At 61.3% G+C, this 23,230-nt stretch carries 20 protein-coding genes and 6 pseudogenes; 21 read left to right on the top strand and 5 right to left on the bottom strand.

The window, feature by feature from the left end; genetic code table 11:
• Positions 1 to 26 precede the first annotated feature (26 nt).
• The 5 genes from AC3WLX_RS35120 to AC3WLX_RS35100 are packed head-to-tail and all read left to right on the top strand — an operon-like array spanning position 27 to position 4,568.
• The gene (locus AC3WLX_RS35120; RefSeq protein ID WP_024342767.1) at positions 27 to 1,175 is read left to right on the top strand and encodes an ABC transporter substrate-binding protein; all 1,149 of its coding nucleotides are present in this window, start codon (positions 27 to 29) and stop codon (positions 1,173 to 1,175) included.
• 51 nt (positions 1,176 to 1,226) lie between these two features.
• The gene (locus AC3WLX_RS35115; protein ID WP_024342768.1) at positions 1,227 to 2,102 is read left to right on the top strand and encodes a branched-chain amino acid ABC transporter permease; all 876 of its coding nucleotides are present in this window, start codon (positions 1,227 to 1,229) and stop codon (positions 2,100 to 2,102) included.
• Between the two features lie 2 nt (positions 2,103 to 2,104).
• Positions 2,105 to 3,067, top strand: a complete 963-nt coding sequence (locus tag AC3WLX_RS35110) for a branched-chain amino acid ABC transporter permease (RefSeq protein ID WP_024342769.1) — start codon at positions 2,105 to 2,107, stop codon at positions 3,065 to 3,067.
• Positions 3,064 to 3,846 (top strand): ABC transporter ATP-binding protein, encoded by a 783-nt coding sequence (locus tag AC3WLX_RS35105; RefSeq protein WP_024342770.1) that lies wholly within the window; start codon positions 3,064 to 3,066, stop codon positions 3,844 to 3,846. The genes AC3WLX_RS35110 and AC3WLX_RS35105 overlap by 4 nt, the downstream gene beginning before the upstream one ends.
• Complete coding sequence (locus tag AC3WLX_RS35100) at positions 3,843 to 4,568, top strand: ABC transporter ATP-binding protein (protein WP_028139116.1); 726 nt, start codon at positions 3,843 to 3,845, stop codon at positions 4,566 to 4,568. The genes AC3WLX_RS35105 and AC3WLX_RS35100 overlap by 4 nt, the downstream gene beginning before the upstream one ends.
• 6 nt (positions 4,569 to 4,574) lie before the next feature.
• Here AC3WLX_RS35100 and AC3WLX_RS35095 read toward each other — a convergent pair.
• Together AC3WLX_RS35095 and AC3WLX_RS35090 are read right to left on the bottom strand one after the other, a co-directional pair.
• Positions 4,575 to 5,271 (bottom strand): annotated as a pseudogene (locus AC3WLX_RS35095) (ISNCY-like element ISBva1 family transposase); the annotation flags it as partial.
• A 335-nt stretch (positions 5,272 to 5,606) separates the two neighbouring features.
• Positions 5,607 to 7,152 (bottom strand): annotated as a pseudogene (locus AC3WLX_RS35090) (integrase catalytic domain-containing protein).
• Here AC3WLX_RS35090 and AC3WLX_RS35085 point away from each other — a divergent pair.
• The 5 genes and pseudogenes from AC3WLX_RS35085 to AC3WLX_RS35065 form a co-directional block, all read left to right on the top strand.
• A pseudogene (locus AC3WLX_RS35085) lies at positions 7,142 to 7,891 on the top strand (IS21 family transposase); the annotation flags it as partial. The pseudogenes AC3WLX_RS35090 and AC3WLX_RS35085 overlap by 11 nt on opposite strands.
• A 170-nt stretch (positions 7,892 to 8,061) precedes the next feature.
• Positions 8,062 to 8,751 (top strand): annotated as a pseudogene (locus AC3WLX_RS35080) (IS256 family transposase).
• On the top strand, positions 8,729 to 8,872 hold the full coding sequence (locus AC3WLX_RS35075) for a hypothetical protein (RefSeq protein ID WP_283805292.1): 144 nt from the start codon (positions 8,729 to 8,731) through the stop codon (positions 8,870 to 8,872). Before AC3WLX_RS35080 ends, AC3WLX_RS35075 begins: the two are co-directional and overlap by 23 nt.
• A complete protein-coding gene (locus tag AC3WLX_RS35070; protein WP_366864308.1) occupies positions 8,847 to 9,050 on the top strand; it encodes a transposase in 204 nt (67 codons plus the stop codon). The genes AC3WLX_RS35075 and AC3WLX_RS35070 overlap by 26 nt, the downstream gene beginning before the upstream one ends.
• 345 nt (positions 9,051 to 9,395) lie before the next feature.
• Positions 9,396 to 10,498: pseudogene (locus tag AC3WLX_RS35065) on the top strand (IS256 family transposase).
• Here the strand turns inward: AC3WLX_RS35065 and AC3WLX_RS35060 are convergent.
• Positions 10,395 to 10,658: a hypothetical protein gene (locus AC3WLX_RS35060; RefSeq protein WP_196232426.1), complete on the bottom strand. Its 264-nt coding sequence runs from the start codon at positions 10,656 to 10,658 to the stop codon at positions 10,395 to 10,397. The pseudogene AC3WLX_RS35065 and the gene AC3WLX_RS35060 sit on opposite strands and share 104 nt — an antisense overlap.
• A 360-nt stretch (positions 10,659 to 11,018) precedes the next feature.
• Here AC3WLX_RS35060 and AC3WLX_RS35055 point away from each other — a divergent pair, with 360 nt between their 5' ends.
• From AC3WLX_RS35055 to AC3WLX_RS35010, 10 genes are all read left to right on the top strand, one after another.
• Positions 11,019 to 12,233, top strand: a complete 1,215-nt coding sequence (locus tag AC3WLX_RS35055) for an ABC transporter substrate-binding protein (RefSeq protein ID WP_024342778.1) — start codon at positions 11,019 to 11,021, stop codon at positions 12,231 to 12,233.
• A gap of 189 nt (positions 12,234 to 12,422) precedes the next feature.
• A complete protein-coding gene (locus AC3WLX_RS35050; RefSeq protein WP_245265959.1) occupies positions 12,423 to 14,117 on the top strand; it encodes a class I adenylate-forming enzyme family protein in 1,695 nt (564 codons plus the stop codon).
• 28 nt (positions 14,118 to 14,145) lie between these two features.
• Positions 14,146 to 15,258: a CaiB/BaiF CoA transferase family protein gene (locus tag AC3WLX_RS35045; protein WP_024342780.1), complete on the top strand. Its 1,113-nt coding sequence runs from the start codon at positions 14,146 to 14,148 to the stop codon at positions 15,256 to 15,258.
• A 9-nt stretch (positions 15,259 to 15,267) separates the two neighbouring features.
• Positions 15,268 to 16,260 carry an NADPH:quinone oxidoreductase family protein gene (locus AC3WLX_RS35040; protein ID WP_024342781.1) on the top strand — a complete coding sequence of 331 codons (993 nt, stop codon included), beginning with the start codon at positions 15,268 to 15,270 and terminating at the stop codon, positions 16,258 to 16,260.
• Positions 16,261 to 16,388: 128 nt separating this feature from the next.
• A complete protein-coding gene (locus AC3WLX_RS35035) occupies positions 16,389 to 17,168 on the top strand; it encodes an enoyl-CoA hydratase-related protein (protein ID WP_024342782.1) in 780 nt (259 codons plus the stop codon).
• Positions 17,169 to 17,171: 3 nt separating this feature from the next.
• Complete coding sequence (locus AC3WLX_RS35030) at positions 17,172 to 17,939, top strand: enoyl-CoA hydratase/isomerase family protein (protein ID WP_024342783.1); 768 nt, start codon at positions 17,172 to 17,174, stop codon at positions 17,937 to 17,939.
• On the top strand, positions 17,932 to 18,639 hold the full coding sequence (locus AC3WLX_RS35025; RefSeq protein WP_024342784.1) for an SDR family NAD(P)-dependent oxidoreductase: 708 nt from the start codon (positions 17,932 to 17,934) through the stop codon (positions 18,637 to 18,639). Before AC3WLX_RS35030 ends, AC3WLX_RS35025 begins: the two co-directional genes overlap by 8 nt.
• Positions 18,640 to 19,806: an acyl-CoA dehydrogenase family protein gene (locus AC3WLX_RS35020; RefSeq protein WP_024342785.1), complete on the top strand. Its 1,167-nt coding sequence runs from the start codon at positions 18,640 to 18,642 to the stop codon at positions 19,804 to 19,806.
• Positions 19,803 to 20,684 carry a 3-hydroxyacyl-CoA dehydrogenase family protein gene (locus tag AC3WLX_RS35015; RefSeq protein WP_024342786.1) on the top strand — a complete coding sequence of 294 codons (882 nt, stop codon included), beginning with the start codon at positions 19,803 to 19,805 and terminating at the stop codon, positions 20,682 to 20,684. Before AC3WLX_RS35020 ends, AC3WLX_RS35015 begins: the two co-directional genes overlap by 4 nt.
• A 4-nt stretch (positions 20,685 to 20,688) precedes the next feature.
• Positions 20,689 to 21,321, top strand: coding sequence for a 3-hydroxyacyl-CoA dehydrogenase family protein (locus tag AC3WLX_RS35010; protein ID WP_024342787.1), 633 nt, complete (start codon positions 20,689 to 20,691; stop codon positions 21,319 to 21,321).
• A gap of 50 nt (positions 21,322 to 21,371) precedes the next feature.
• Here AC3WLX_RS35010 and AC3WLX_RS35005 read toward each other — a convergent pair whose 3' ends face one another.
• A complete protein-coding gene (locus AC3WLX_RS35005; RefSeq protein WP_245265961.1) occupies positions 21,372 to 21,518 on the bottom strand; it encodes a hypothetical protein in 147 nt (48 codons plus the stop codon).
• Here AC3WLX_RS35005 and AC3WLX_RS35000 point away from each other — a divergent pair.
• Positions 21,474 to 21,635: pseudogene (locus AC3WLX_RS35000) on the top strand (PaaI family thioesterase); the annotation flags it as partial. The gene AC3WLX_RS35005 and the pseudogene AC3WLX_RS35000 overlap by 45 nt on opposite strands.
• Positions 21,636 to 21,812: 177 nt before the next feature.
• Here the strand turns inward: AC3WLX_RS35000 and AC3WLX_RS34995 are convergent.
• Complete coding sequence (locus AC3WLX_RS34995; protein ID WP_245269628.1) at positions 21,813 to 23,150, bottom strand: sigma-54 interaction domain-containing protein; 1,338 nt, start codon at positions 23,148 to 23,150, stop codon at positions 21,813 to 21,815.
• Between the last annotated feature and the right edge of the window lie 80 nt (positions 23,151 to 23,230).

The following is a 23,230-nucleotide window of genomic DNA, read 5'->3' as shown; positions in this document are numbered from 1 at the left end:
CAATCGATAAACAAGGGGGAAATACCATGGTGATACGCAGAGCGCTTCTTGCGGCAGGTCTCATCGCGACAGTGATCCTCCCGGCTAACGCCGAGGACAAGGAGATCCGGATCGGTGCCTTGATGGCGGCAAGCGGTCCTGCAGCGTTCCTCGGCGCTTCGCAGAAAAACGTGTTTGAGCTGCTCGTCGAACAGATCAATGCCCGCGGTGGTATGTCAGGTTATAAGGTCAAGCCCTTCTTCTATGACACTGAGGGCAACGGAACCCTCGCGGCACAGCAGTTCAGGCGCCTCGCAGATTCCGACAACGTCTCGGTCGTAATCGGTCCGTCGACCACGGGCGAAAGTCTCGCCATCCGGTCGGTTGCGAACGAGATGAAGGTGCCGCTGATTTCGATGGCCGGCGCCGAAACCGTTGTCGTGCCGCCTACACCGTTTGTGTTCAAGACGCCGCCCACCGATCGCATCGTCGCCGAGCATCTTCTGGATTTTATGAAGAGCAAGGGCATCCATTCCATCGGTCTGCTGTCTTCGAACGACGGATATGGTCAGGCGGGTGCCAGCGTGGTGAAGGAAGTCGCCAGCAAGACCGGAATGAAGATAGTCGCAGCCGAGGAATTCGGACCGCGCGATACGGACATGACACCGCAAGTTCTCAAGATTCGATCGAGCGGCGCCGACGCGCTTCTTATCTGGAGCGTGAACCCCGGCCCGACGATCATCCTCAAGAACGCCGCCGCCGTCGGCTTCAACAAACCAATCTATAATTCTTATGGAGCTGCAAGCCCTCAGTTGATCGAGCAGGCCGGTGCGGCCGCGGAGAACTCGTTCGTATCTTCCATGCGTCTCCTTGCACCGGAGAGCCTTCCCGCGGACGATCCCATGCGTGCCGTGGTCAGCAAGCTCGCGGAGGACTACAAAACCAAATACAAGTCGGACGCCACGACGTTCATCGGTCATCCAGCCGACGCGCTCAGGCTTGTAGAGGAGGCGGTGAAAAAGACCGGCAGCATTGATCGCGCGAAACTCGCCGAAGCGATGGCCGACGGCATTAGCTTCCCGGGGGCGAACGGCATATTTAAGTTCACGGCTGACAACCACAACGGCCTCGATGCGTCGTCTCAGTCAATGGTCATGCTCAAGATTCAGAACGGGAAGTTCGTCGTGGTGAAGTGATCGGCGCGGCCGACCGCACACGCGTCACCCGGCTACCCTCCGAAGGATTCGATGGATATGTTTCTCCAAGTGGTGGTCTCCGGCATCGTCGTAGGCTGCGTCTACGGCATGGCTGCGTTGGGCTTCACCATCGTCTACAATGCGACTAAAATCATCAATTTTGCCAACGGCGAATTTATGATGCTTGGTGGAGTGCTTCTGGCGGGACTCGTCGCCGCCGCGAAAGTGCCGATCCCGGTCGGAATCCTTGCCGCGATTGCCGGATGCGCGCTCGTCGGGTGGGTCCTGCAGCGCGGCGTGCTCGATGGGGCGCGAAACTCAGATCCCCTCACGCTCGTCATGTTGACGATCGGGTCGGCATTGGCATTGCGGGGCGCCGCTGCTCTCGCCTTCGGCAGGGATGTCAGCTTCGTGCCGGAATTCGGCGTGCTCCCGCTCGTGCTGCTCGGCAATGTCTACATCCCTAGCCAAGGGCTTTGGATCATTATGGTTCTCGTCGTCGTCAGCGCGGCGCTCTGGTACGTTTTTTCCCGGACGATGCTGGGAAAGGCCATGCGTGCCGCGAGCCAGGAACCTCGGGCGGCCGCGCTTTGCGGAATAGAACCCAGGCGGACGGCGGCTCTGGCCATGATCATGGCCGGCTCCATCGGGGGTCTCGCGGGGGCGATGCTCGCTCCGATGTCCGCGGCATTCTACGAAAACGGCATTTTTCTCGGACTGAAAGGCTTTGCGGCCGCTGTCGCCGGGGGATTAGGCAATCCGCTGGGCGCCGTCGTAGGTGGCCTGTTGATAGGCCTCGTCGAGAGCCTCACCTCGGGATTCGTGGCATCTGGCTTCAAGGATGCGGTAAGCTTTATGCTTCTCATACTCGTGTTGATCCTGCGGCCTCAGGGGCTCGTCGGAAAAGCCGTCGTGCGCAGGGTCTGACGATGACACTGCACAAGACTTCGAGGCTGCGTCGCGACTGGCAGATTTTGGCGTTGGTAGCCGCTTTACTCGCACTCGTCGAATTCTGCGTATCGAGCCAATTTCACCGTTCGGTCATCATCTTGTCGATGATTCATTCGGTTGCGGCCGTCGGGCTGACTTTGCTTGTCGGCTACGCCGGCCAAGTATCGCTCGGACACGGAGCCTTCGTTGGGATCGGTGCCTACACCGTAGCGTTCTGTCTACAGCGGCTGGGATTGCCTGTCGTGTTCGCGCTGGCCGCAGCGGTCGTACTACCCGGCATCCTCGGATTTTTGATCGCTCGTCCAATCCTGAGATTGTCGGGACATAACCTCGCTCTCGGTACGTTAGCGCTGGGTGCGGTCTTCTACGTGGTAGCAGCACAGGTGCGCGATGTGACCGGCGGGCTCGATCCGGGGATCGTCGATCTGCCGAGCATGGCCTTCGCGGGTCTCGCCCACGAGCGCGTGGTCTTCTGGCTGTCGATTTTCGCGCTCTGCCTTGCCGCAGCGATAGCAGCCAGTATCGTCGACGGTCGGTTCGGACGGGGATTGATGATCCTGCGATCGTCGGAGCTCGTCGCCGAATGCATAGGCATGAACACGGCGCGGGCGAAGTCCATGATTTTCGCCGTTTCCGCCTCGCTCGCTGGCTTGTCTGGAGGGCTCCTGGCGCTCTATCTCCGCTCGTTCAATGCTTCCGCCTTCGGCGTCGGTCTTTCCATTGAGCTTCTAATGATGGTGATCGTCGGCTCATTGTCCACGATCTGGGGAGCCATGTTCGGCTCCTTCGCTATCATAGTCCTGCCGAACCTCCTCGAAGGATTTGATCAAGCCAAGCAAGTGGTCTATGGGGTCGCGATGATCTTGATCATGTTGTTCGCGCCGAACGGCTTGGGCGAGACCTTATTCCGCGTTTTCACGTTCCGGCGGAAGTCGGCATGACGCTCCAAGCGACCCTTGAAATCGCTGGCGTTTCCAAAAGCTTCGGCGGTGTCCACGCCGTTGCAGACGTGTCGTTTTTCATGGCGCGCGGCGAGGTGACTGCCTTGATCGGTCCGAACGGGGCCGGAAAAACGACATTGATCAACCTCCTCACGGGTGTTCTCCCGGCCGACCGAGGAACGATACGCCTCGATGGACGCGATCTTGCGGGAACGCCCGCATATATGCGTGCTAGGGCCGGAATCGCCCGCACCTACCAAACGCCGCAGATGGCCCAGGGCATGAGCGTTCTGATGAACGTCATGGCGGGCGCCTATCGCTTCGGAAAGCATGGCCTGCTGGGTTCTCTACTCCGCCCATGGCTTGTCATGGCCGACAACGAAGAACTTGCCGAACGCGCCGGCACATGCCTCGCGCGGGTAGGGGTCTCCGAGGAATGGTGGGGGCGGCCTGCGGCCGATCTGCCGTACGGCCATCAGCGCCGGGTCGAAATCGCGCGCGCACTCGCGCAAGACCCGAAACTTCTGCTGCTCGACGAACCGGCAGCAGGGCTCAACCGGAGCGAGGCGGATGAACTCGCTTCACTCCTCGTGAGCATCGCCGCCGATGGCCGTGCCGTCCTGCTAGTGGAACACGATATGGGAATGGTGATGTCGATTTCGTCCCACATCGTCGTGCTGAACTTCGGGCGAAAGCTGGCCGAAGGAGCGCCAGAAACCATCAAGGCCGATAAGGATGTAATCGCGGCATATCTCGGGATAGTCGAGGAAGTCGCATGACGGCCCTCATGGAGGTCGACGGCCTGCGGGCGGGATATGGATCGGTCGAAGTATTGCACGGCGTTTCGCTCTCGGTGCGAGAAGGCGAAATCCTGGCGCTCGTCGGAGCGAACGGCGCAGGGAAATCGACGCTACTGAACACTATCTCCGGTTTCATCCGCCCCAGCGACGGCGACATTCTCTGCCGCGGACACTCTATTCTCGGTAGGGCGCCGGCAGTCATCGCTCGTGCCGGGATAAGACACGTGCCGGAGGGGAGAAGGATCTTCGCCGAACTCGCCGTCGAGGAAAACCTGATGCTCGGCGGGTACGGCCTAGACCGAGAGCGAGTGCTGGAGCGGATGAAATGGGTCTACGAGCTCTTTCCGAGGTTGATCGAACGACGCTCGCAGGCTGCGGGCACGATGTCGGGCGGTGAGCAGCAGATGCTCGCGATCGGTAGAGCCTTGATCGCAGATCCGAAGCTATTGATGCTGGACGAGCCCTCGATGGGCCTGGCTCCCATCGTCGTCGCGGAGATATTCAAGCTCATCGTTAAGCTGCGCGACGCCCACGGGCTAGGCATTCTTCTGGTTGAGCAGAATGCGCACGCGGCGTTACGCATTGCCGACCAGGCATGCGTTCTTTCCCTGGGTTGTGTCGTCAAGCAAGGCACGGGCGCGGCGCTGCTTTCGGATCAGACCTTCATCGAAGCGTTTCTGGGAGGACGATCGAGCGTCTGAATGTGCGTAGATTTCATAGTCGACGATGATCTGGTTTTCGGCTTCTTGCAGCTTGATCATCTTGCCGAACTCGTTGGGCTTGCCGGCCTTGCCCTTGCGGATGACCTCGGTCGACGGCTCGAACACGTTCAGAATCTTGCCCTCGACATGGGTGTCGCCATGGAAGAGGCGCGCCCGGGTCTGACGCATCACCTGCCGCACCAGCGGCACCATCTCCTCAAGCTCCGCGCGCAGGCCCTCCAGCGCGATTGCTGCAGAACATCCGCCGATCGCTTTACGCCTTGCGATATCTCCGCCGAGAACCGCTTCGCCTGTCCTGCGACCCGGCTCGTCGTATCGAGCAAGCGACGATACCGCCGCTGCAGCCGGTCCCGGTTGAGCGGGACCTTGGCGCGCGCTATTCGCGCGATCTCGAACAGACTGCAGCTTCACGCTCCGGCTGCGGTCATGCAGCTTGGTTCCGGCCGCGCCGACGATCCCCGTGATCTTCTTCATGGTCCGGGTTAACACCCCACACTCCGTCCCCCAGCAGCGTGCTGTCGGTCGGATAGTGGATGTTGGTCTCCACGACGATCGTGTCCACGCGCATCCGCCGTCTCGCGATGACGCCGTTCTCATGGGCAAGCTTCACGACCCGATCATGAACCTGCCTGAGCACTTGAGGGCCGACCGCCAGGCCCCATCGGCGCATGGTTGCGGATTCCAACGCAGCCGGCCATGCGTTCCAATTCGAAGCCGGCCAGGTATTCCGATCTGAAGCCGGCCACCCGTGGCGTCTTTTGCGCGGCGGCGATCAAGGTGAGACTTCGTATTGCCTCACCCAAGTTTGTTCCCGAGCCTATTTTCGTTTATTCCTGTCAAGTGAGGCGATGCCGCGCATCGCGCAATTGTCCTTTCCGGCATGGCAGCCCGATGGCGGCGCGCGCAGGCGCCGTCAAGGTTGGCCGTCGGATCGACCTGGAGGCTGGGGCCGAAGTCGACAGGCCACACCTTGACGGTGACGAGCACGACGCCACGCTCGGTCCATCCGGATGGACTTTAGGTTTGCAAACCTGCGGCTGATGTTGGCTCCGGACGCTGTGCGTCTGCGAGAGTAGCTTCGGAGGCTCCCAGATCTCGCCCGAACACGAGTTCATGTGCCATGGCGCTACGCCAGATCTTTAGGCGCCGTTGCACTGTGCGTACAAGCCCGTCCGGATATTCTCCGGGGTACTCGGCCTGCAATCGGTCGAGCAACTGACGACCGGACAAGGACGGATCGGCGTCGAACCAGGAATGCAGATCATTGGTCACCGCGACGAGAGGGTCGAGACGGCGCCGGCCGCGCTTTGCTTTCAGCTTCGGCTGAGATGTCGGACGAATCTCCCCACCTTGCCAGGCGGTGCGCAGCCCGGCGACGAAGCTGTCGAGCGGCACCGTCGGCTCCGACCTCGAGGCCGCGATCGACGCGTTGTCCGCCGCGTCCGCGAGCGGAGAAGTGCTCGTTGTGCGCTGCGTATCTCGGCCAATAGCCGGACCGGATCGAGATCGGCACGAAGCTCGGCGATGCGCTGGCGCGATACGGCGTCCACACGACCATCAGTCAGCAGTCGGTCGCACGGCGTCAGCGGCTTGTGATAGCGCTTCTTCACCTGGGCACCGTTGCGCGTCTTCTCAGCGAGCTTGAAGCACGGCTGGAAGGCATTCACGAACAGTCGAGCCGGCGCGTAGAGCTTCGCCAGTTGCTCGGCTGCCGCGACCCCTTCGTATCGGCGATATCCGACCATTCGCCGAACGATGTCGCCGTTCTTCTGCTCAACGTGCGCCTGATCGTTCTTACGATACGGCCGACATCGCGTGAACTCGATCTTCTCCGTCGCGCAGTAGTCACGTACTGTCTCGTTGATGAACACTGTATCGTTGTCGGTGTCGAAGCCCAGCAACGGGAATGGAAGCCTACGGCGGACCTCGCGAAGTACATCCACCAGCACGGTCTGCTCGCGAACCACGAGCGGCGCCAGCTCAGTCCAGCCCGATGCGATATCCGTGATCACCAGCGTCTGCACGAAAGACCCACGCGTCACCGGACCAGAATGTGCGAAAAGATCCGCTTCCACGTATCCAGGAGGTGGATCGCGCCAGTCCGAGAATGTGCGCACAGGGATCGAGCGGCGAATCGTTGAGATGGCACCCGCTCGCCTACGCTTTGGGCTGCACTGCTCGCGCTGGGGCCGCAGCCCTCGATCAATCGTGGCCGCGCTCATCCACAAGAGAGATGTACGTACTTCGGCGGTGAGCGCCAGATGGCCGTGGCGCTCCATCGCCTCGATCAGTGTCGGTATGATCGCCTTCAAGCGCTTGCCGCATACTCGGTCCGACGCCTCCCAAAGCACAATCAGCGCCCCGCGCTCGGCTTCTCCGTAGATACGCCGTGACGGCCGTGATGCCTACGCTTGCTTTGGGCCGGACCAGCACGCAATACGCGCATCGCGTGCTTCCGGTGATAACCTGCCGCAGCGGCAAACTCGTCGATGATCCTCTTCTTGTCAGGCCGACTGCTTCCTCTGTAGCGCTCGCTCACTGTCAGCAACTCGTCCACGGCCAAGGCGGGGTTCCCGAAAGCGAGTGCCTATCGGATCGAGGGCGACTCGCGCCTGCCATCGCAGAAGAAGACGCCGCGGGGCCGGCGCCGGTCCGATCCGCTCGCGCCTTATTGGGAGACCGAGATCGTCCCGATCCTGAAGGCTGCGCCCGGCATCCGCGTGATCGGCGTGCTGGACGAGCTGCGCCGACGGCATCCCGACCTAGCCCCCAACATCCGACGCACGCTGGAGCGGCGCATCAATGCCTGGCGGGGCTCAACGGCCCCGAACAGGACGTGATCTTCCGCCAGGAGCACGAGCCCGGCCGCCTGGGTTTGTCCGACTTCACCGGCACGAGCGCGCTCGGCATCACCATCGCGAGTGAGGCTTGGCTCTATCACTTCCGGCTGGCGTTGTCCGGCTTCGAGCATGCCCATGTCGTACTCGGCGGCGAAAGCTTCGTCGCCCTGGCCGAGGGCCTGCAGAACGCCCTGTGGGCGCTCGGCGGCGTGCCGCGGGAGCATCGCATCGACAGCCTGTCGGCGGCGTTCCGCAATCTGGCGGCCGATGCGCGGGAGGATCTGACACAGCGCTACGCCGGACTGATGGGCCATTACGGCGTGGCGCCAACGCGCAACAATGCAGGCATCTCATTTCAAGCTAGCCCTGGAGGATGCGCTGCTGCTGCGGGGCACGCGCGACTTCGCCAGTCTCGATGACTACCGGGCTTTTGTCGACGAGATTGTCGGCCGGCGCAACGCCAACCTCGCCACGCTCGTGGAGAAGACCCCTGATGCCGATCTCTTGCGCGAAATGATCGGCTTTGCCGCCCAGCGGCTGATGGAGCTGGAAGTCGAAGGCCAGGCCGGTGCAGCCTACGGCGAGAAGAACCCCGAGCGTCTGGCCCAGCGCAACGGCTACCCCGCGACCGGATCTGGGAAACCCGGGCCGGCACCGTCGAGCTTCGCATCCCCAAGCTGGGCAAGGGCTCCTACTTCCCGGGTTTCCTGGAGCCGCGCCGGATGGCAGAGAAGGCGCTCACCGCCGTGGTCCAGGAAGCCTATGTGCAAGGCGTTTCGACCCGCTCGGTCGACGATCTGGTGCAGGCGATGGGGATGAGTGGCATCTCCAAGAGCCAGGTAAGCCCGCTCTGTGCGAAGATCGACCACAAGGTGAAGGCGTTCCTCGCCCGTCCGATCGAGGGTGACTGGCCGTATCTGTGGATCGATGCTACCTACGTGAAGGTGCGCCAGAATGGCCGCATCGTGTCGGTCGCAGTCATCGTCGCGGTCGGCGTCAACAGCGACGGCCGGCGCGAAGTTCTCGGCATGGACATTGGCCCGTCCGAGGCCGAGACGTTCTGGACGGCGTTCCTGCGCAAGCTCGCCGCCGCGGCTTGAGTGGTGTCAAGTTGGTTGTCTCCGAAGCCCATGAGGGTATCAAGGCCACCGTCGCCAAGGTGCTCAATGCCAGTTGGCCAGCGGTGCCACGTCCACTTCATGCGCAACGCACTGGCCCATGCCGGCAAGAGCGGCCGGCGCGTCGTCTCCGCCTTCATCGCCACCGCGTTCGCCCAGGACGATGCCGAGGCCCGCTCGCATGCAGTGGCGCAAGGTCGCTGACCAGCTCCGTCCCAAGCTGCCCAAGCTTGCCGGCTTCCTGGACGAGGCCGAGACCGATGTGCTAGCCTACATGACCTTCCCGCTCGACCAATCCGATCGAACGCCTGAACGGCGAGATTAAGCGCCGGACCGAGGTCGTCGGCATCTTCCCCAATGAAGATGCCATCGTTCGCCTCATCGCGATCCTGCTCGAGCAAAACGATGAATGGGCCGTCCAGCGCGCCCGCTACATGACGCTGGAAACCATCGCGCCATTGAGCGATGATCCCACCGTCAGCCTTCCGGCGATCGCCAGCTGACCTGCCCCGGCTCTTGCCGGTGAACGCGGTCTCCCGCCGCCAGCTACACCACGCAACGGGGCACGATCTGTTGGAGCGGGTTGGAACCTAAAGACGTCTACCTGCGGGATTCAAGTCCCAGTGCGGGCAGATCGTTCGGGCGACTAATAATGGCCAACAAAGAAGAGCCAAAGCGAGGACATCGAGGAGCAGCGCAGACTGATCGAAAAGCTTCGACGCAAGAAAAGTTAAGGTGGCCCAAGTTGGCTGCGACCTGTTTCGGCCAGCCTCACCTTGCCGAGCAAGTCGCGAGGGTGTCCAGAAGGATGTATAAGTATGTGAGTTTACCTTTGAGGGGAGACTCACATGAGGACTGATTCGACGATCACTCCTGAACTGCTTGACCAGCTTCTGGCGAACTACAGCAAGCCAGAGGACCTGACTGGCGAGAACGGGCTGTTCAAACAGCTCAAGAAGGCCTTGATTGAGCGTGCGCTCGGCGCGGAGCTGACCGAGCAGGCAGCTTCGAGCCGCAGTTCGTCACCAAGGGGCAGACCCGGTTTGATGGCTTCGACGACAAGATCCTAAGCCTCTACGCCCGCGGCATGACGGTGCGGGAGATCCAAGGCCACCTGGCCGAGCTCTACGGCACCGAGGTCTCGCCCGATATGATCAGCCGGGTGACCGACGCCGTCCTCGATGAGGTTCGGGAATGGCAGAGCCGGCCGCTCGACGCGTCTACGCGATCGTGTTCTTCGATGCGATGCGGGTCAAAATTCGTGACTAGGGCCTGGTCAAGAACAAGGCAGTTACGCCGCGCTGGCCTACAACAGCGACGGCGAGAAGGACGTGCTCGGGCTCTGGATCGAGCAGACCGAAGGCGCCAAGTTCTGGTTGCGGGTCGTCAACGAACTCAAGACACGTGGCGTCAACGACATCCTGATCGCCGTGGTCGACGGGCTGAAGGGCTTTCCGGAAGCGATCACCTCGGTCTACCCGCAGACCCTGGTGCAGACTGCATCGTGCACCTGATCCGCAACAGCCTTGCCTTCGTCTCCTGGAAGGACCGTAAGGCGATCCTGCCCTCGATCAAGACGATCTATCGGGCCGAGAGCGCCGACGCGGCGGCGCTCAGGCTTGCGGAGTTCGAGGCCGAATGGGGCAAGCGCTATCCCGCAATCGGCCAGATCTGGCGCAATGCGTGGAGCATGTGGTGCCATTCTTCGCCTTCGCTCCAAGCATCCGCAAGATGATCTACACGACCAATGCGGTCGAGGCGCTGCATCGTTCGCTGCGCAAGATCATCAAGACCCCCGCCAGCTTCCCGACCCGACGAGGCGGCGCTCAAACTGATGTTCCTCGCCATCAGGAACGCCGGCGTTCATTGGCGGCGGCCGGTCGAGTGGACCGCCGCAATGGGCCAGTTCGCCATCCACTTTGGCGCTCGGTTTCCAGGAACCGCCCGCTGATGAGCACAATCGACATCACGGCGCCGACGATGATCGCTTGGTCCGAACCTTGGCCGTCAAGCTCCTGCGGCGCGCCGCTGCGCGGCTTGACCGCTCGGTCCGGCCAAGCAGAATTGTCCGCCATGCGGTTGATGCCAATCTTCAATGCCTTAAACACCAACTTCAACCTTCACAGAAATCGCTTACACAGAATTTCGGACATTCCCGGAGGACTTGCGCCGGCAACAATAGAGCCAACCGCTGGAGCTAGACTTGCCGGGATCGCAAGTTGTGCGAACCTGGCTCTTTCGATCCATATCCTGAGCGTGAGAGGGCTTACCGCACGCATTGGTGGGGCAACCCCGCGATATTTCCTCACCCGGCCGACAGTCTCTGAGTGTTGTCTTAGAAGACATTTGTCCTTCGCGCGGTCACTTTTCGTTAGGCTGGCCACCCCGCGACTTCAAAATCTTGGGCCTCCCGGCGCTGGCATTCTCTTTGCTAAAGGTAGGGTGGAATATCGAGCTAGAATGAGGATGGAATGAATAGACGTCGCATCTGTGTCCTGGTGACCAGTCTAGTCCTCTGTTTGGCATCGCCGGCGCACGCTCAGATTTCCGACGGTGTCGTCAAGATCGGCGTGATGGACGATATGTCGGGCCCGTACGCGGACATTCAGGGACCGGGCGACGTCGTGGCGGTCAAGATGGCGGTCGAAGACTTCGGTGGTCAGGTGAACGGAAAGCCGATTGATGTCGTGTCCGCCGACCTTCAGAACAAGGCGGATGTGGGCCTTGCGATCGCCAGACGTTGGTACGACGTGGAGAATGTAGACGTGATCATGGGGCTGGGCAATTCGGCGGTTGCCCTCGCGGTCCAAGGCATCACGCAAGAGAAAAAGAAGATTTCGATTACCACGTCGGCAGGGTCGACCGCTCTCACGGGGAAATCGTGCTCCCCGCTCGGAATGCATTGGGTTTATGACACCTATGCTTTGGCGAACGGCACGGCCAACGCGGTCATAGCGAACGGAGGCGGGGATAGCTGGTTTTTCCTCACGGCAGATTATGCCTTCGGACATGCGTTGGAGGCCGATACGGCGGCGGTCGTCAAGAAGAAAGGAGGCAAGGTGCTCGGCGCGGTGCGCGTTCCGTTGAACTCATCTGATTTTTCTTCATTTCTCCTGCAAGCTCAGTCCTCGAAGGCCCAGGTGATCGGCCTAGCCAATGCGGGATCCGATACGATCAACGCGATCAAGGGCGCGGCGGATTTCGGGATCATCGCTGGCGGGCAGAAGATGGCCGGCATGCTGGTTCTGTTGACCGACATCCACTCGCTAGGGTTGGAAGCGGCCCAGGGTCTGTTGTTCACCGAAGCTTTCTATTGGGACCAAAACGAAGAGACGCGAGCGTTCTCCAAGCGGTTCGCGGAACGTCACGGCAAGCCTCCGACATCCTTTCAGGCTGGAATTTACAGCGCTGCGCTCCATTATCTTAAGGGAGTGAGGGAGGCCGGCACTGATGACGCCAAGGCGGTTGTGGCCGCGATGAAAAAGCTCCCGGTGGAAGATTTCATGACCAAGCACGGCAGCATCCGCGACGATGGGCGGATGATGCGCGACATGTACCTGCTTCAGGCTAAGAAACCATCCGAATCCAAGAGCGAGTGGGATCTCATGAAGGTCGTAGCGACCATCCCGGCAGACGAGGCCTATCGACCGCTGTCCGAAAGCGAATGCCCGCTCATCAAGAAATAGACCGAGGAAGCGGCTGCCGACGGCTGTGTGTGCGGGCAGCATTCCGATGTGTCTTCGCCGAGGACAACGTGGATACGACGAGGACGGTTGCGGGAGTCGCAGGCCTGCGCTGGGGGTATCGCCTGAAGATCATTCCCAAGACAATCGAGAAAACATGCCCTTCGCCATCCCGGCACTAGAGGTGTCGGGATGGCACAGGTGTTGCTGATGAATTGGTCAGCCACCTCCAAATTCGTTCAACGAACGCCGCTTAGCGAGATTGGGATGAAACCGTACCTGACCCTCCATCGCCCTGCAGACGCAAAGTGCTTCTACGGCTCCGGCGCATGGCGCCAGGACACCTTTTACGACCTGCTGAGCCATCATGCAGCCGAGCGACCCAATTCTGCCGCGTTGCAGGACGCGCGCCGAACGCTGACGTGGAGCGAACTCAAGAATTGGACCGATGGGGTCGCCGTCAACCTGCGCGAATATGGCCTGGTCGGAGGCGACCGGGTGATGATCTGGCTCTCGAACCGCGCCGAGGCCATCGTCACGTTCCTGGCTTGCGCTCGCGAAGGCATTGCCTGCAATCCGTCTGTTCACAAGACCTACACTTGTGCGGAAGTAGGTGAATTGATCAGGACGCTTTCGGCGAGAGCGCTTCTGACTGAAGATGGTTGGGGGACCGATCGCGCTACGGCGGATTTCGATTCCGTTCTCGTCCGAATTAGCAGCCTGAAGGTCGTCTACACGCCCGAAACCTTTCCCGCGCCGGCGAGCAACAATACTCCGCCGTGCACCGATCCCGACAAAGTGTCGTACCTTGCGTTCACGTCCGGGACGACCGGCGCACCGAAATGCGTCATGCACTCGGACAATACCCTGCTCGCGAACGCGCGGGACCTGGTCGAGGATTGGAAACGAGGCCCCGGTACGGTGCTGCTTTCCCTCTCGCCTCTGTCGCACCACATCGCGTGGGTAGGGGTGGCGCAGTGGCTGTTGGCTGGCGGACGGTTCGTGACCGCCGATCCGCCGCCCGGCATGAGCCGCCTCGATTGGATCGAGACGACACGCGCCGATTATATCCTCGGCGTGCCCACGCACGCGATGGACATTCTCGCCGAACAGCGGGAGGCCGGCCTCGAGAGACTCGGCTCCGTCAAAACCTTCTACATGGCCGGCGCTCCCATTCCGCCGAGTGTGGCAGCCGCATTCGTTAGCCAGGGCATCACACCGCAGAATGTTTACGGCATGACCGAAAGCTCCTCGCATCAGTACACCCATCCCGGCGACTCCGCGGAGATCATCGTGAATACCTGTGGGCGTGGCGGCAAATCGTACGAGGTGAAGTTGTTCGATCCGGCCGACCCCGATAAGGAAGTGCGACCTGGCGAGCTAGGGCACATCGGCGGCCGAGGTGCCGCGCTCATGCTGGGTTATCTTGGCAACCAGACCGTGACGGAAGGTAGTTTCAACAGCAGCGGCTGGTTCTTGTCCGGCGATCTTGGCGTCATGGACGCCAGCGGCAACCTCCGGATCGAAGGGAGACTGAAGGACCTGATCATCCGGGGCGGCCACAACATCTATCCGTCGCACATAGAGGCGATTGCTCTCCGCCATCCGGCCGTGGGTCGCGTTGCCGCCTTCCCTGTTCCGGACGATCGTTTGGGCGAGCGCGTTTGCATCGCAGTATCAGGTCTGGTTGAACCGAAGGATCTGATGGATCACTTCCGTCGTGAAGGTCTCTCGAAATACGACATGCCGGAATACTTCCTGCGGGTCGAAGAGTTTCCGTTGACCGCGAGCGGAAAGATTATGAAGCGCGAGCTAATTCTCCAAGTACAGCGCAATCAACTGCAGCCCCAGCCCATCCGGGCCACGGTCGCTGCGCGCACGGCGTGATCGGTTTCAAGCAGGGAACCTTAACAACATGCGTCCCCTCGAAGGTATCCGAGTTGTCGATTTCAGCACGTTGCTTCCGGGTCCGTTCGCGAGCCTGATCTTGGCCGAGGCGGGTGCGCATGTCGTAAAGATCGAACGACCCGGTCGCGGAGACGAGATGCGGAGCTACCTGCCGAAGTTCGGCGACGACAGCGTCAACTTCGCATTGCTCAACGCGGGTAAGCGCAGCGTCGCTATCGATCTCAAGGCCCCCGACGCGCTCGAACGCTTGCGTCCGCTCGTCGCCGAGGCTGACGTCTTGATCGAGCAGTTTCGCCCCGGGGTGATGGACCGCCTGGGCTTGGGGTACGAAGCGCTCAAGACCATCAATCCGCATCTGATCTATTGCGCGATCAGCGGATGGGGGCAAACCGGTCCGAAGGCGATGATGGCGGCACACGACCTCAATTATCTCGCCGAGTCGGGTATCCTCGGCCTGAGCGCGGGCGCGAACGGCGCGCCGGTGATCCCGCCGGTGCTGATCGCCGATCTCGCCGGCGGCGCCTACCCGGCAGTAACGAACATCCTGCTGGCGCTGCACAGGCGCGAGAAGACGGGCGAGGGCGCGTATCTTGACGTTTCGATGGGAGAAAATCTGCTGAGCTTGGCGTACTGGGGCTTGGGCAATGGCTTTGCGGCCGACCAATGGCCCGCCGGTGGCGACGCGTTGGTGACCGGTGGCAGTCCTCGGTACCAAATCTATCGAACTTCGGACGATCGTTTTCTTGCGGCTGCTCCCATCGAAGACAAGTTCTGGGAAAACTTCTGTTCGGCGATCGGCCTCCCGCCCGAGATGCGCGCGTCGGATGCCAACCCACGTGAGGCGATCGACGCGGTCGGCCGCATCGTCGCGACGAAAACCGCGGCCGATTGGAGGGCCATCTTCGAGGGCAAGGACGTATGCTGCTCCATCGTCGCCAGTTTGAAGGATGCGGTGGCTGACCCTCATGTCGAAGCCCGCGGCTTGCTCGCACGAGAGATTTCGGCCGGCGGTCGATCGATTCCGGCGCTTCCGGTGCCGATAAGCCCGCAATTTCGCGGGTCGAACGTAGTGCCTTCACCGCGTCTGGGCGCGGACAATGACGAACAATTGGCTGGGTAGGCAAGCCTTATGCGAGCTTTTCAGGTATTAGAGCATGGTCCACCGTCCAGTTTACGGTGCAGCGACGTCGCGGATCTCATTCCTGGAGACGGACAGATCCGCGTGGGTATCCGCGCCGCGGGAATCAATTTTCCGGACACGCTGGTGATTGCCGGCAAATATCAGGTGCTGCCCAAGCGGCCTTTCTCGCCCGGCAAGGACTTCGCCGGCGTCGTTCTAGATGTCGGCGAAGGTGTAACTCGCTATGCTCGTGGCGATCGCGTGCTCTGTCACGTGGAGTATGGTGGCTTCGCCGAGCAGGCGCTGGCGGCCGAACAACAGGCATTCGGGCTCCCCGACGGAATGTCCTTCGTTGCGGCGGCGGCGATGGGGTTGGTCTATCAGACGGCCTATCTCGCTCTTGTCGATCGAGCTCAACTGAAGCCAGGGGAACATGTGCTCGTCGGTGGCGCGGCTGGCGGCATAGGCCTGGCGGCCGTACAACTTGCAAAGGCCATGGGAGCGACGACGGTCGCTGCGGTCCGCAGCGCGGACGAAGCGGCGCTGGTGAAGGAAAATGGCGCCGATCACGTCGTCGATCTGTCGTTGCCGAGCCAGAGGGAGCAGCTGCGCGCTCAGGTTCTCGCGGCGACCGAGAACAGAGGCGTCGACGTGGTGATCGATCCGCTCGGAGGCGATTTTCTGGGCGCGGCGCTGCGCACGATGGCCTGGTGCGGACGGCTTGTCGTCGTCGGCTTCGCCGCTGGAGACATTCCGACGGTCAAGGTCAACTACCTGCTGGTCAAGAACATCTCGATAGCTGGTCTGCAGTGGAGCGATTATCGCGATCGGGCCCCGGACCGAATAGCGGCGGTGCAACACGAGATCTTCAGATTGTGGAGGCTTGGCGCCGTGAAGCCGTACATCATGAAGGAGTTTTCGTTCGCGGAGCTGCCGAGGGCGCTCGAACTGATCGAAAAGGGCGAGATCCGCGGCAAAGCGGTCGTCGTGATGGACGGATGAAGGCAATGCACACGGTCCAAAACAATCCTTCATCGCTCGTGGGCTCATTCGCCTGACGACGGACGATTCGAATGCCGGCTCGCAATAGCCGACGCTGATCAACCCAAGAACAAACGGAAAGGAACGCAATGTCTTTCAGCACTATCCTTTACGAAGAAGACGGCCCGATCGGCACGATCACGCTCAATCGACCTCAGGACGGCAACATGTTCACGGTCGACATGTGCCACGAAATTCGCGATTGCATCAACGCGATCCGCCGCGAAACACGAACTCGGGTCATCGTCCTGACGGGAGCCGGCGACAAGTTCTTCTGCATCGGCGGTCGCAAGGAAGGCATGGAGAAGACCATGCTGTATGCCGGGGTGCTACCGACCCTGGAAATGTACGAGTCCATCGATCGGTTGCAGAAGCCGGTGGTCGCGAGCGTCAACGGCTTCGCCGTCGGCGGCGGAAACGTCCTCCAGGTCGTCTGCGATCTCACGATCGCCAAGGAAAGCGCTGTTTTCCGCCAGGTCGGCCCCATGATGGGTTCGTTCGATGCTGGTTACGGTACCTGGTATCTCGAGGATCTCGTCGGGAAAAAGAAGGCGAAGGAGATGTGGTTCCGCAATCCGAAGATCTCGGCGGCGGAGGCGCTCGAGATCGGACTGATAAACAAGGTCGTTCCGGATGACAAGCTCAAGGAAGAAACACGCAAATTCGCGATGGAGATCGCCGAGCGTGGCCCCTTTGCTCTGGCGTCGATCAAGGGCGCGTTCAACGCCCGGCACGGCGGAGTATCCGGCCTGGCACGCATCTCTCACGATCTCCTGTTGCGGCCGTACCTGGAGACCGACGAAAGCCACGAGCTGTCGGCGTCGTTTGCCGAAAAGCGAAAGCCGGATACCCGCAAGTTCGGGAATTAGCTCATGGCGGTCGAACTCGCGAAATTGGACGATTGTGCGTTGCTGCGTCTGAACCGCCCGGAGGCGCTGAACGCGCTCTCGTTCGGTGTGCTGCAGGAGATATCGGACGCTCTGAAAGAGGTGGGCACCTGGAAGGTGCGCACACTGATCGTCACCGGTGCCGGCGAAAAGGCGTTCTGCGCCGGCGCCGACATCAAGGAACTGGGCGACCGGTCGCTGATCGAGTGCAAGCGTGGGGCGGAGCTCGGCCAGGCGGCCTTCGCGAAACTTGACAGGCTGCCTTTTGCGTCCGTGGCCGCAATCAATGGCTTCGCGTTTGGCGGTGGCTTGGAGCTCGCGTTGGCCTGCACGTTCCGGATCGGGACGCCGAGTGTGAAACTGGGACTTCCGGAGATCAAACTCGGTCTCATTCCGGGATATGGAGGGACGCAGCGGCTTCCGAGACTGATCGGCGAAGCGCGAGCGATGGAGATGATCATGCTCGGTCGGACGGTCGGAGCAGAGGAGGCGTTGCGCGTCGGACTATTGCACAGGATCGTCGAGGGCGACGTGGTCGACGCCGCGCTGTCGTTCGCTCACGAATTCTCATCCTTCAGTCTATTGGCGCAGGGGTTTGCGCGAGAAGCGGTTTCCCGCGCGCTGGATGTTCCTGTCCACGAAGGACTGAAGATCGAGGCTGACCTCTCGACGCTGGCATATGCCACGGCTGATGCCAACGAGGGCATGTCTGCGTTCATCGAGAAGCGGAGGCCGGAGTTTAAGGATGCGTAAGGGGCAGATTATCGTTACCGGCGCGAGCCGAGGCATAGGCAGATCCATCGCGCTCGAACTTGATCGCAGGGGCTTTGCGGTCGCCGGTCTTTCCCGGAGTGGAGCTACCGCCGCCGGCACTGGCTATGCCTGCGACATGACGAGCGAAAGCGCGATCTCGGGAGCGATCGCGAAGATCGCGTTGGAGGGACCGGTCATCGGCCTAGTCAACAACGCCGGCGCCCATGAGGCAAAGCGGACCGTCGAGCTCTCGCTGTCGGATTTCGAAGCCACGATGCGGCTGAACGCATCGGCCGTCATGGTCGCCTGCCGAGAAAGCTATCCGCATCTGAAGCTTGCGGGCGATTCCCTGATCGTTAACATAGGTTCCTTCTTCGACAAGCTCGCGGTGATCGATAACCTCGCCTATTGCGCGTCCAAGGCCGCGGTCGGCGCCATCACCCGCTGTCTGGCTGCGGAGTGGGCGCGCGACGGCATTCGCGTGCTTGACGTCGCGCCCGGCTACATCGAGACCGATCTGAACCGTGATTTTCTCGCGAGCGACAAGGTCCGGGCGTGGCTGAAACGCCGCGTGCCGGTCGGTCGGGCCGGATCTCCCGACGAAGTCGCGCGCCTCGTCGGCGCGCTCTATGCGGAGAACATCGCGTTCCTGACGGGCGAGACAATCTACATCGACGGCTGCCAGGGAGCGAACCATTAGATGTCCATCTTCGACGAACTGGAGCGCAGCCGCAACTGGAGCGACGATGACAAGCTCATCCTGTCGCAAGTCGACCGGCTTTGTGATGAGGTGATAGCACCGAACGCGGAACATGTCGACGCGAGCGGCGAATTTCCGTGGACCAACGTCAAGGCAATCAACGGGCTCGGCCTGAACGGAGTATTCGTGCCGGAGGAATTCGGCGGAGCGCCCACCTCATTCCGTTTGTACCTTGCGATCGTCAGGCGCATCTCCGCAGCCTGTGCCGCGACCGGCATCATCTATGCTACGAACTTCCATGCGATGAAGCCGCTGATCGAGTTCGGAACGACCGAGCAGAAGGCCCGTCTGCTGCCGCGTATCGCCGAAGGCGGATTGGCGTCTCTGGCCATCACGGAAGAATCCGCCGGATCCGATGCGACGGGTATGAAGACGAGATTTACTCCAGACGGCGACCAAATCGTGATCGATGGCTCGAAGCTCTTCATCACCAACGGCGATGTCGCAGACCGCATTCTTCTGTTCGGCAAATTCGCAGGGATCGACGAACCGAAGAAAGCCATCTCGGTGTTGGTGCTCGAGAAGGGGGCTCCCGGTTTCGAAGTCCTCCGCCTGGAAGACAAGATGGGCCACCGCGGGTCGTCGACTGCCGCGCTGCGCTTCGATGACGTCCGTGTGCCGCGCGCGAACCTGATCGGAGAACCGGGCGACGGTCTTCGGATCTTGCTGGCGTCATTGAACCGCTCCCGCCCGAGCATCGCCGCGCACGCGATGGGAATCGCGATGGCTGCCTTCAACGATATGACGGCCTACATGAACGAGCGCAAGCAATCGGGTCGCCGCATCGTGGACTTCCAGGCCAACCAGTTCATGCTGGCGGATCTCGCGACCGATCTCGCGATGTCCGATTGTTGGCTGGATCATCTGGCGGGCCTCATCGATTCGGGCGCGAAGGACTTCCGCGTCCAGGCATCCATGGCCAAGATGCGCGCGTCGGACCTCGCGATGCGTGCTTCGACCGAGGCCGTGCAGATGTTCGGTGGGTACGGCTATTGCCGCGACTACCGCGTCGAACGACTGATGCGCGACGCCAAGATCACGCAGATTTGGGAGGGTACCAATCAGGTGCACCGACAGCTTATCGGCAGGAGTTTCGCAGGGAAATGACGAGAACAATAAAGACGGTGGGTGTCTGCGGCGCTGCGGGGACCATGGGGGCCGGCATCGCGCTGGTCGCGGCGCGCGCGGGCTTTCGAACCATTTCCTATGACATGAAGGAGGACGCTCTCGAAAGGAGCGCAAAGCAGTCGGCCGCGTTTCTCGATAAGTCGGTCGAACGCGGCAAGCTGGAGGCGTCGAAACGCGACGCCATAGTCGGCGCGATGTCACGGACTACAGATATTTCCGCTCTGGAAGATTGTGATCTCGTCATAGAGGCGGTGTTCGAGGACCTCGCGACGAAACAAAAGTTGCTTGATCGCCTCGACGCGGTATGCTCCGAAGACACGATATTCGCTTCCAACACCTCGACACTCTCGATCACGGAGATCGCGTCAGGATCGAAGGTGCCGACACGCGTGGTCGGGATGCATTTCTGCCTTCCTGCGCAACTGATGAAGTTGATCGAGATGTCGCCGGGCATTCTGACGTCGGAAGAGACGTTCGAATCGGCTTGGGCGTGGACGAAAGCCTGCAGCCAAATACCGGTCAGAACACAGGACAAGCCGGGCTTCATTCTGAATGCGCTCCTGGTGCCCTTCAACAACGACGCGATCCGGGCGCTGGAGGCGGGGGTGGCGAGCGCAGCGGACATCGACAAGGCGATAAAGGCCGGGCTCGGATACAAGATGGGGCCCCTCGAACTCATCGATCTCATCGGACTCGATACGCAGGTGAGGCTTTGCGAGGCTTTCTATCCGATCACGCTGGATCCGCGAGCTGCGACTCCGCCCTTGCTGCGGCGCATGGTGGCCGCGGGCCTGCTCGGGCGCAAGTCCGGAAAGGGCTTTTTCGACTACGAAGGCAACGCGATGTATGGAGCCTGAGCCCATGACCTATGCGATTATCCAGGACGGGCCGAGCAGATCTTTTGCCGAAGGCGACAAGTTCCTCGCCGGAGCGACTGATCGGGATGCCGACGTCATCGTCCACTGTGGCACGCCCTTCGTCGCCGATCCCGGAAAGGCCGCAATCCTGGTCGAACTCGGCGACGAGAGCCTCGCGGAGCACATCGGAGAGGATCCCGCCGTCACGAATGCGTTAGGTTTTGCCCGCTATCGGAACGGCGACGACGCGCCCTCGAAACTCGTCGAACTGGTGCGGCCGGCGTCCGCCTCGGATGCTGCCGTCGCCGCCGCTGCCAAAGTCTTCAAAGAGGCCGGACTGGAAGTGGTGGTGTCGTCGGATCAGATCGGGCGTATCGTCAACAGGCTGGTGATCCCGAAGTACAACGCGGCGCTGCGTTTCCTCGATGAAGGTCTCGCGACGCAGGCCGACATGGATCTGACGTGCAAGCTCGGCCTGGGTTATCCGGACGGCCCGTTGGAGCGCATCATACGCGGGGGCTTGGAGAACCACTACGACACGACGCAGGCGTTGTTTGAGACCTACGGCACGCCGGCTTATGCGCCGCCGCGGCGCGCCGTCGTCTCGAAGAACATGAGCAGGAGGCGCGATCGATGATGCCGCTCGCGCCCCCGAAAGAGCTGGACGCTAGTATGGTTCCGTCCAGGCTAAAGGACGCGATCGGCGAGATCTTCCCGGAAGGCTTCGATTTCGGAGACGTGCTCGGGATGCACCGAACGCGAACGAGCGCCGGCGAGGCATCGTTCGAAATCCAGATCGGCCCCGAGCACCTCAACCGGCACGGCGGAATTCATGGCGGCGTGCTCATGGCGATGCTCGACACCGCCGGACTCTGGGCCATTGCGGCTCCGGACGAAGACGCTCCTCCGAAAGCGGTCACCCTTTCATTGACGTGCAGCTTCGTCGGGCGTTCGGAGGCCGGTGACACCGTGATCCGCGCAACAGGCCGGATCTCGAAGCAGGGCGCAGAACGTACTTCTCATCGATCGTCGCGGAGAGCTTTCCGAGCGGGCAATTGGTCGCGACCGGGCAGGGCATCTACAACAGGATCACGTGACGCTCAACCAGCTCCACGTCGGCGCGGCGGCTCAGACCTCCGAGTCGTTCATTTCGGACAATTTTCGGTACAGGTAGGATCTCGAAATGCCGAGACTTTCGGCGGCCTTCTTCTTATTGCCCTTGTAACGGACCAGAGCGTCGCGGATTCCCTGAGTTTCCACCTTGTCCAACATCGCCCGGAGTCCGTCGGCCGCAATAGGTGGAGCGGTCTCGGCCATCATGGTCGGCCGCGATGCGGCCTGAGGCTCAATCTTCGGCTCGGTAAGATCCTCGACTTTGATGGCGGTGCCATCGCAGAACGCAAAGGCGCGTTCGATTTCGTGCTGAAGCTGCCGAATATTGCCGGGCCAAGGTCTTTCCATCAACGCAGTCAGGGCCTCGTCGTCGATCGACGGCACTGGGCGAGCATGGCGGTAGGCGATGCTCTCGAGGAACTTCGAGGAGAGCAGCGGGATATCCTCGATGCGTTCCCTAAGCGGAGGCAATTGGATCACGATGGGTGATATCCGGTAGAACAGGTCCAGCCGGAACTTGCCGGCTTCAACCAAGGACTGAAGGTCCCGGTTTGTCGCGGAGATCAATCTGAAATCGAGCTGGCGTGGCTTGTCGCCTCCGACACGCTCGACGATCCTATCCTGCAGCACGCGCAGCAGCTTCGCCTGCACCTCGAGCGGCATGTCCCCGATCTCGTCGAGAAACATGATGCCTTCGGTCGCCTGCTCGAATTTTCCTTTCCGGCCCTTCTTGTCGGCTCCTGTAAAGGCTCCCGGTTCGTATCCGAACAGCTCGGACTCGACCAGAGTTTGAGGCATCGCCGCGGCGTTGACGGCGATCATGGGTCCGTCCCTTCGCGGGCTCAGCCGATGCAGCGCGTGAGCGACCAATTCCTTGCCGGTCCCGCTCTCGCCGCGTATCAGAACGGGAATCTCCAGAGGTGCGATCTTCACGATTTCCGCGCGGAGGCGCTGGACGGCGGGACTGTTGCCGACGATGCTATCGAGCCCGTATTTCTGGGACTTCAGCGTCTCCGATTCCCGTTTGTAGAATTCGACCTGCCCCTCCAGCGCGCGTATCCTGGCGTTCAGGATGGCCAGCTGCTCGGGTCCTTTGAACATCACCCGCCCATACGCGCCGAGGATCCTGTCCTTCCGACGAATCGGGATCCTGGACACGATCCTGTCCGAGCCGCGCATGTGCTGCATCGTGCCGACCTCGGCCTTGCCGGACTGCACGACCTTATGCAGCCTGGTCCCCTCGACGACGTCCTCTATCAGACGGTCCCGCGCCTCGCACGGCTTCAATCCGAAGAACCGTTCGTGAATGGGTGACATGTAGGAAATGCGAGCCTTGTCGTCGACGATGATCATGCCTTCGAAAGGATCCGTGAGAAGCTGCTCCATCATTTCCCAGGCGAAGTCGACACTCGACAGGAAGTTGATGACGGCGT

The organism is Bradyrhizobium sp. FW305-F6, assembly GCF_058782905.1.
The sequence above is the reverse complement of the archived record's forward strand: the minus strand, read 5'-3'. Positions and strand labels throughout refer to the sequence as shown.

What these genes read in the sequence shown, in the direction of transcription:
- AC3WLX_RS35040 (WP_024342781.1), top strand. Translation starts at nt 15,268, where the DNA reads ATGCGAGCTTTTCAGGTATTAGAGCATGGTCCACCGTCCAGTTTACGG.
- AC3WLX_RS35030 (WP_024342783.1), top strand. Translation starts at nt 17,172, where the DNA reads ATGGCGGTCGAACTCGCGAAATTGGACGATTGTGCGTTGCTGCGTCTG.
- AC3WLX_RS35005 (WP_245265961.1), bottom strand. Translation starts at nt 21,518, where the DNA reads ATGAATTCCGCCGTGCCGGTTGAGGTGCTCGGGGCCGATCTGGATTTC.
- AC3WLX_RS35120 (WP_024342767.1), top strand. Translation starts at nt 27, where the DNA reads ATGGTGATACGCAGAGCGCTTCTTGCGGCAGGTCTCATCGCGACAGTG.
- AC3WLX_RS35115 (WP_024342768.1), top strand. Translation starts at nt 1,227, where the DNA reads ATGGATATGTTTCTCCAAGTGGTGGTCTCCGGCATCGTCGTAGGCTGC.
- AC3WLX_RS35020 (WP_024342785.1), top strand. Translation starts at nt 18,640, where the DNA reads ATGTCCATCTTCGACGAACTGGAGCGCAGCCGCAACTGGAGCGACGAT.
- AC3WLX_RS35105 (WP_024342770.1), top strand. Translation starts at nt 3,064, where the DNA reads ATGACGCTCCAAGCGACCCTTGAAATCGCTGGCGTTTCCAAAAGCTTC.
- AC3WLX_RS35055 (WP_024342778.1), top strand. Translation starts at nt 11,019, where the DNA reads ATGAATAGACGTCGCATCTGTGTCCTGGTGACCAGTCTAGTCCTCTGT.
- AC3WLX_RS35075 (WP_283805292.1), top strand. Translation starts at nt 8,729, where the DNA reads ATGCAGTGGCGCAAGGTCGCTGACCAGCTCCGTCCCAAGCTGCCCAAG.
- AC3WLX_RS35110 (WP_024342769.1), top strand. Translation starts at nt 2,105, where the DNA reads ATGACACTGCACAAGACTTCGAGGCTGCGTCGCGACTGGCAGATTTTG.
- AC3WLX_RS35025 (WP_024342784.1), top strand. Translation starts at nt 17,932, where the DNA reads ATGCGTAAGGGGCAGATTATCGTTACCGGCGCGAGCCGAGGCATAGGC.
- AC3WLX_RS35035 (WP_024342782.1), top strand. Translation starts at nt 16,389, where the DNA reads ATGTCTTTCAGCACTATCCTTTACGAAGAAGACGGCCCGATCGGCACG.
- AC3WLX_RS35050 (WP_245265959.1), top strand. Translation starts at nt 12,423, where the DNA reads ATGGCACAGGTGTTGCTGATGAATTGGTCAGCCACCTCCAAATTCGTT.
- AC3WLX_RS35045 (WP_024342780.1), top strand. Translation starts at nt 14,146, where the DNA reads ATGCGTCCCCTCGAAGGTATCCGAGTTGTCGATTTCAGCACGTTGCTT.
- AC3WLX_RS35015 (WP_024342786.1), top strand. Translation starts at nt 19,803, where the DNA reads ATGACGAGAACAATAAAGACGGTGGGTGTCTGCGGCGCTGCGGGGACC.
- AC3WLX_RS34995 (WP_245269628.1), bottom strand. Translation starts at nt 23,150, where the DNA reads ATGATCATCGTCGACGACAAGGCTCGCATTTCCTACATGTCACCCATT.
- AC3WLX_RS35010 (WP_024342787.1), top strand. Translation starts at nt 20,689, where the DNA reads ATGACCTATGCGATTATCCAGGACGGGCCGAGCAGATCTTTTGCCGAA.
- AC3WLX_RS35100 (WP_028139116.1), top strand. Translation starts at nt 3,843, where the DNA reads ATGACGGCCCTCATGGAGGTCGACGGCCTGCGGGCGGGATATGGATCG.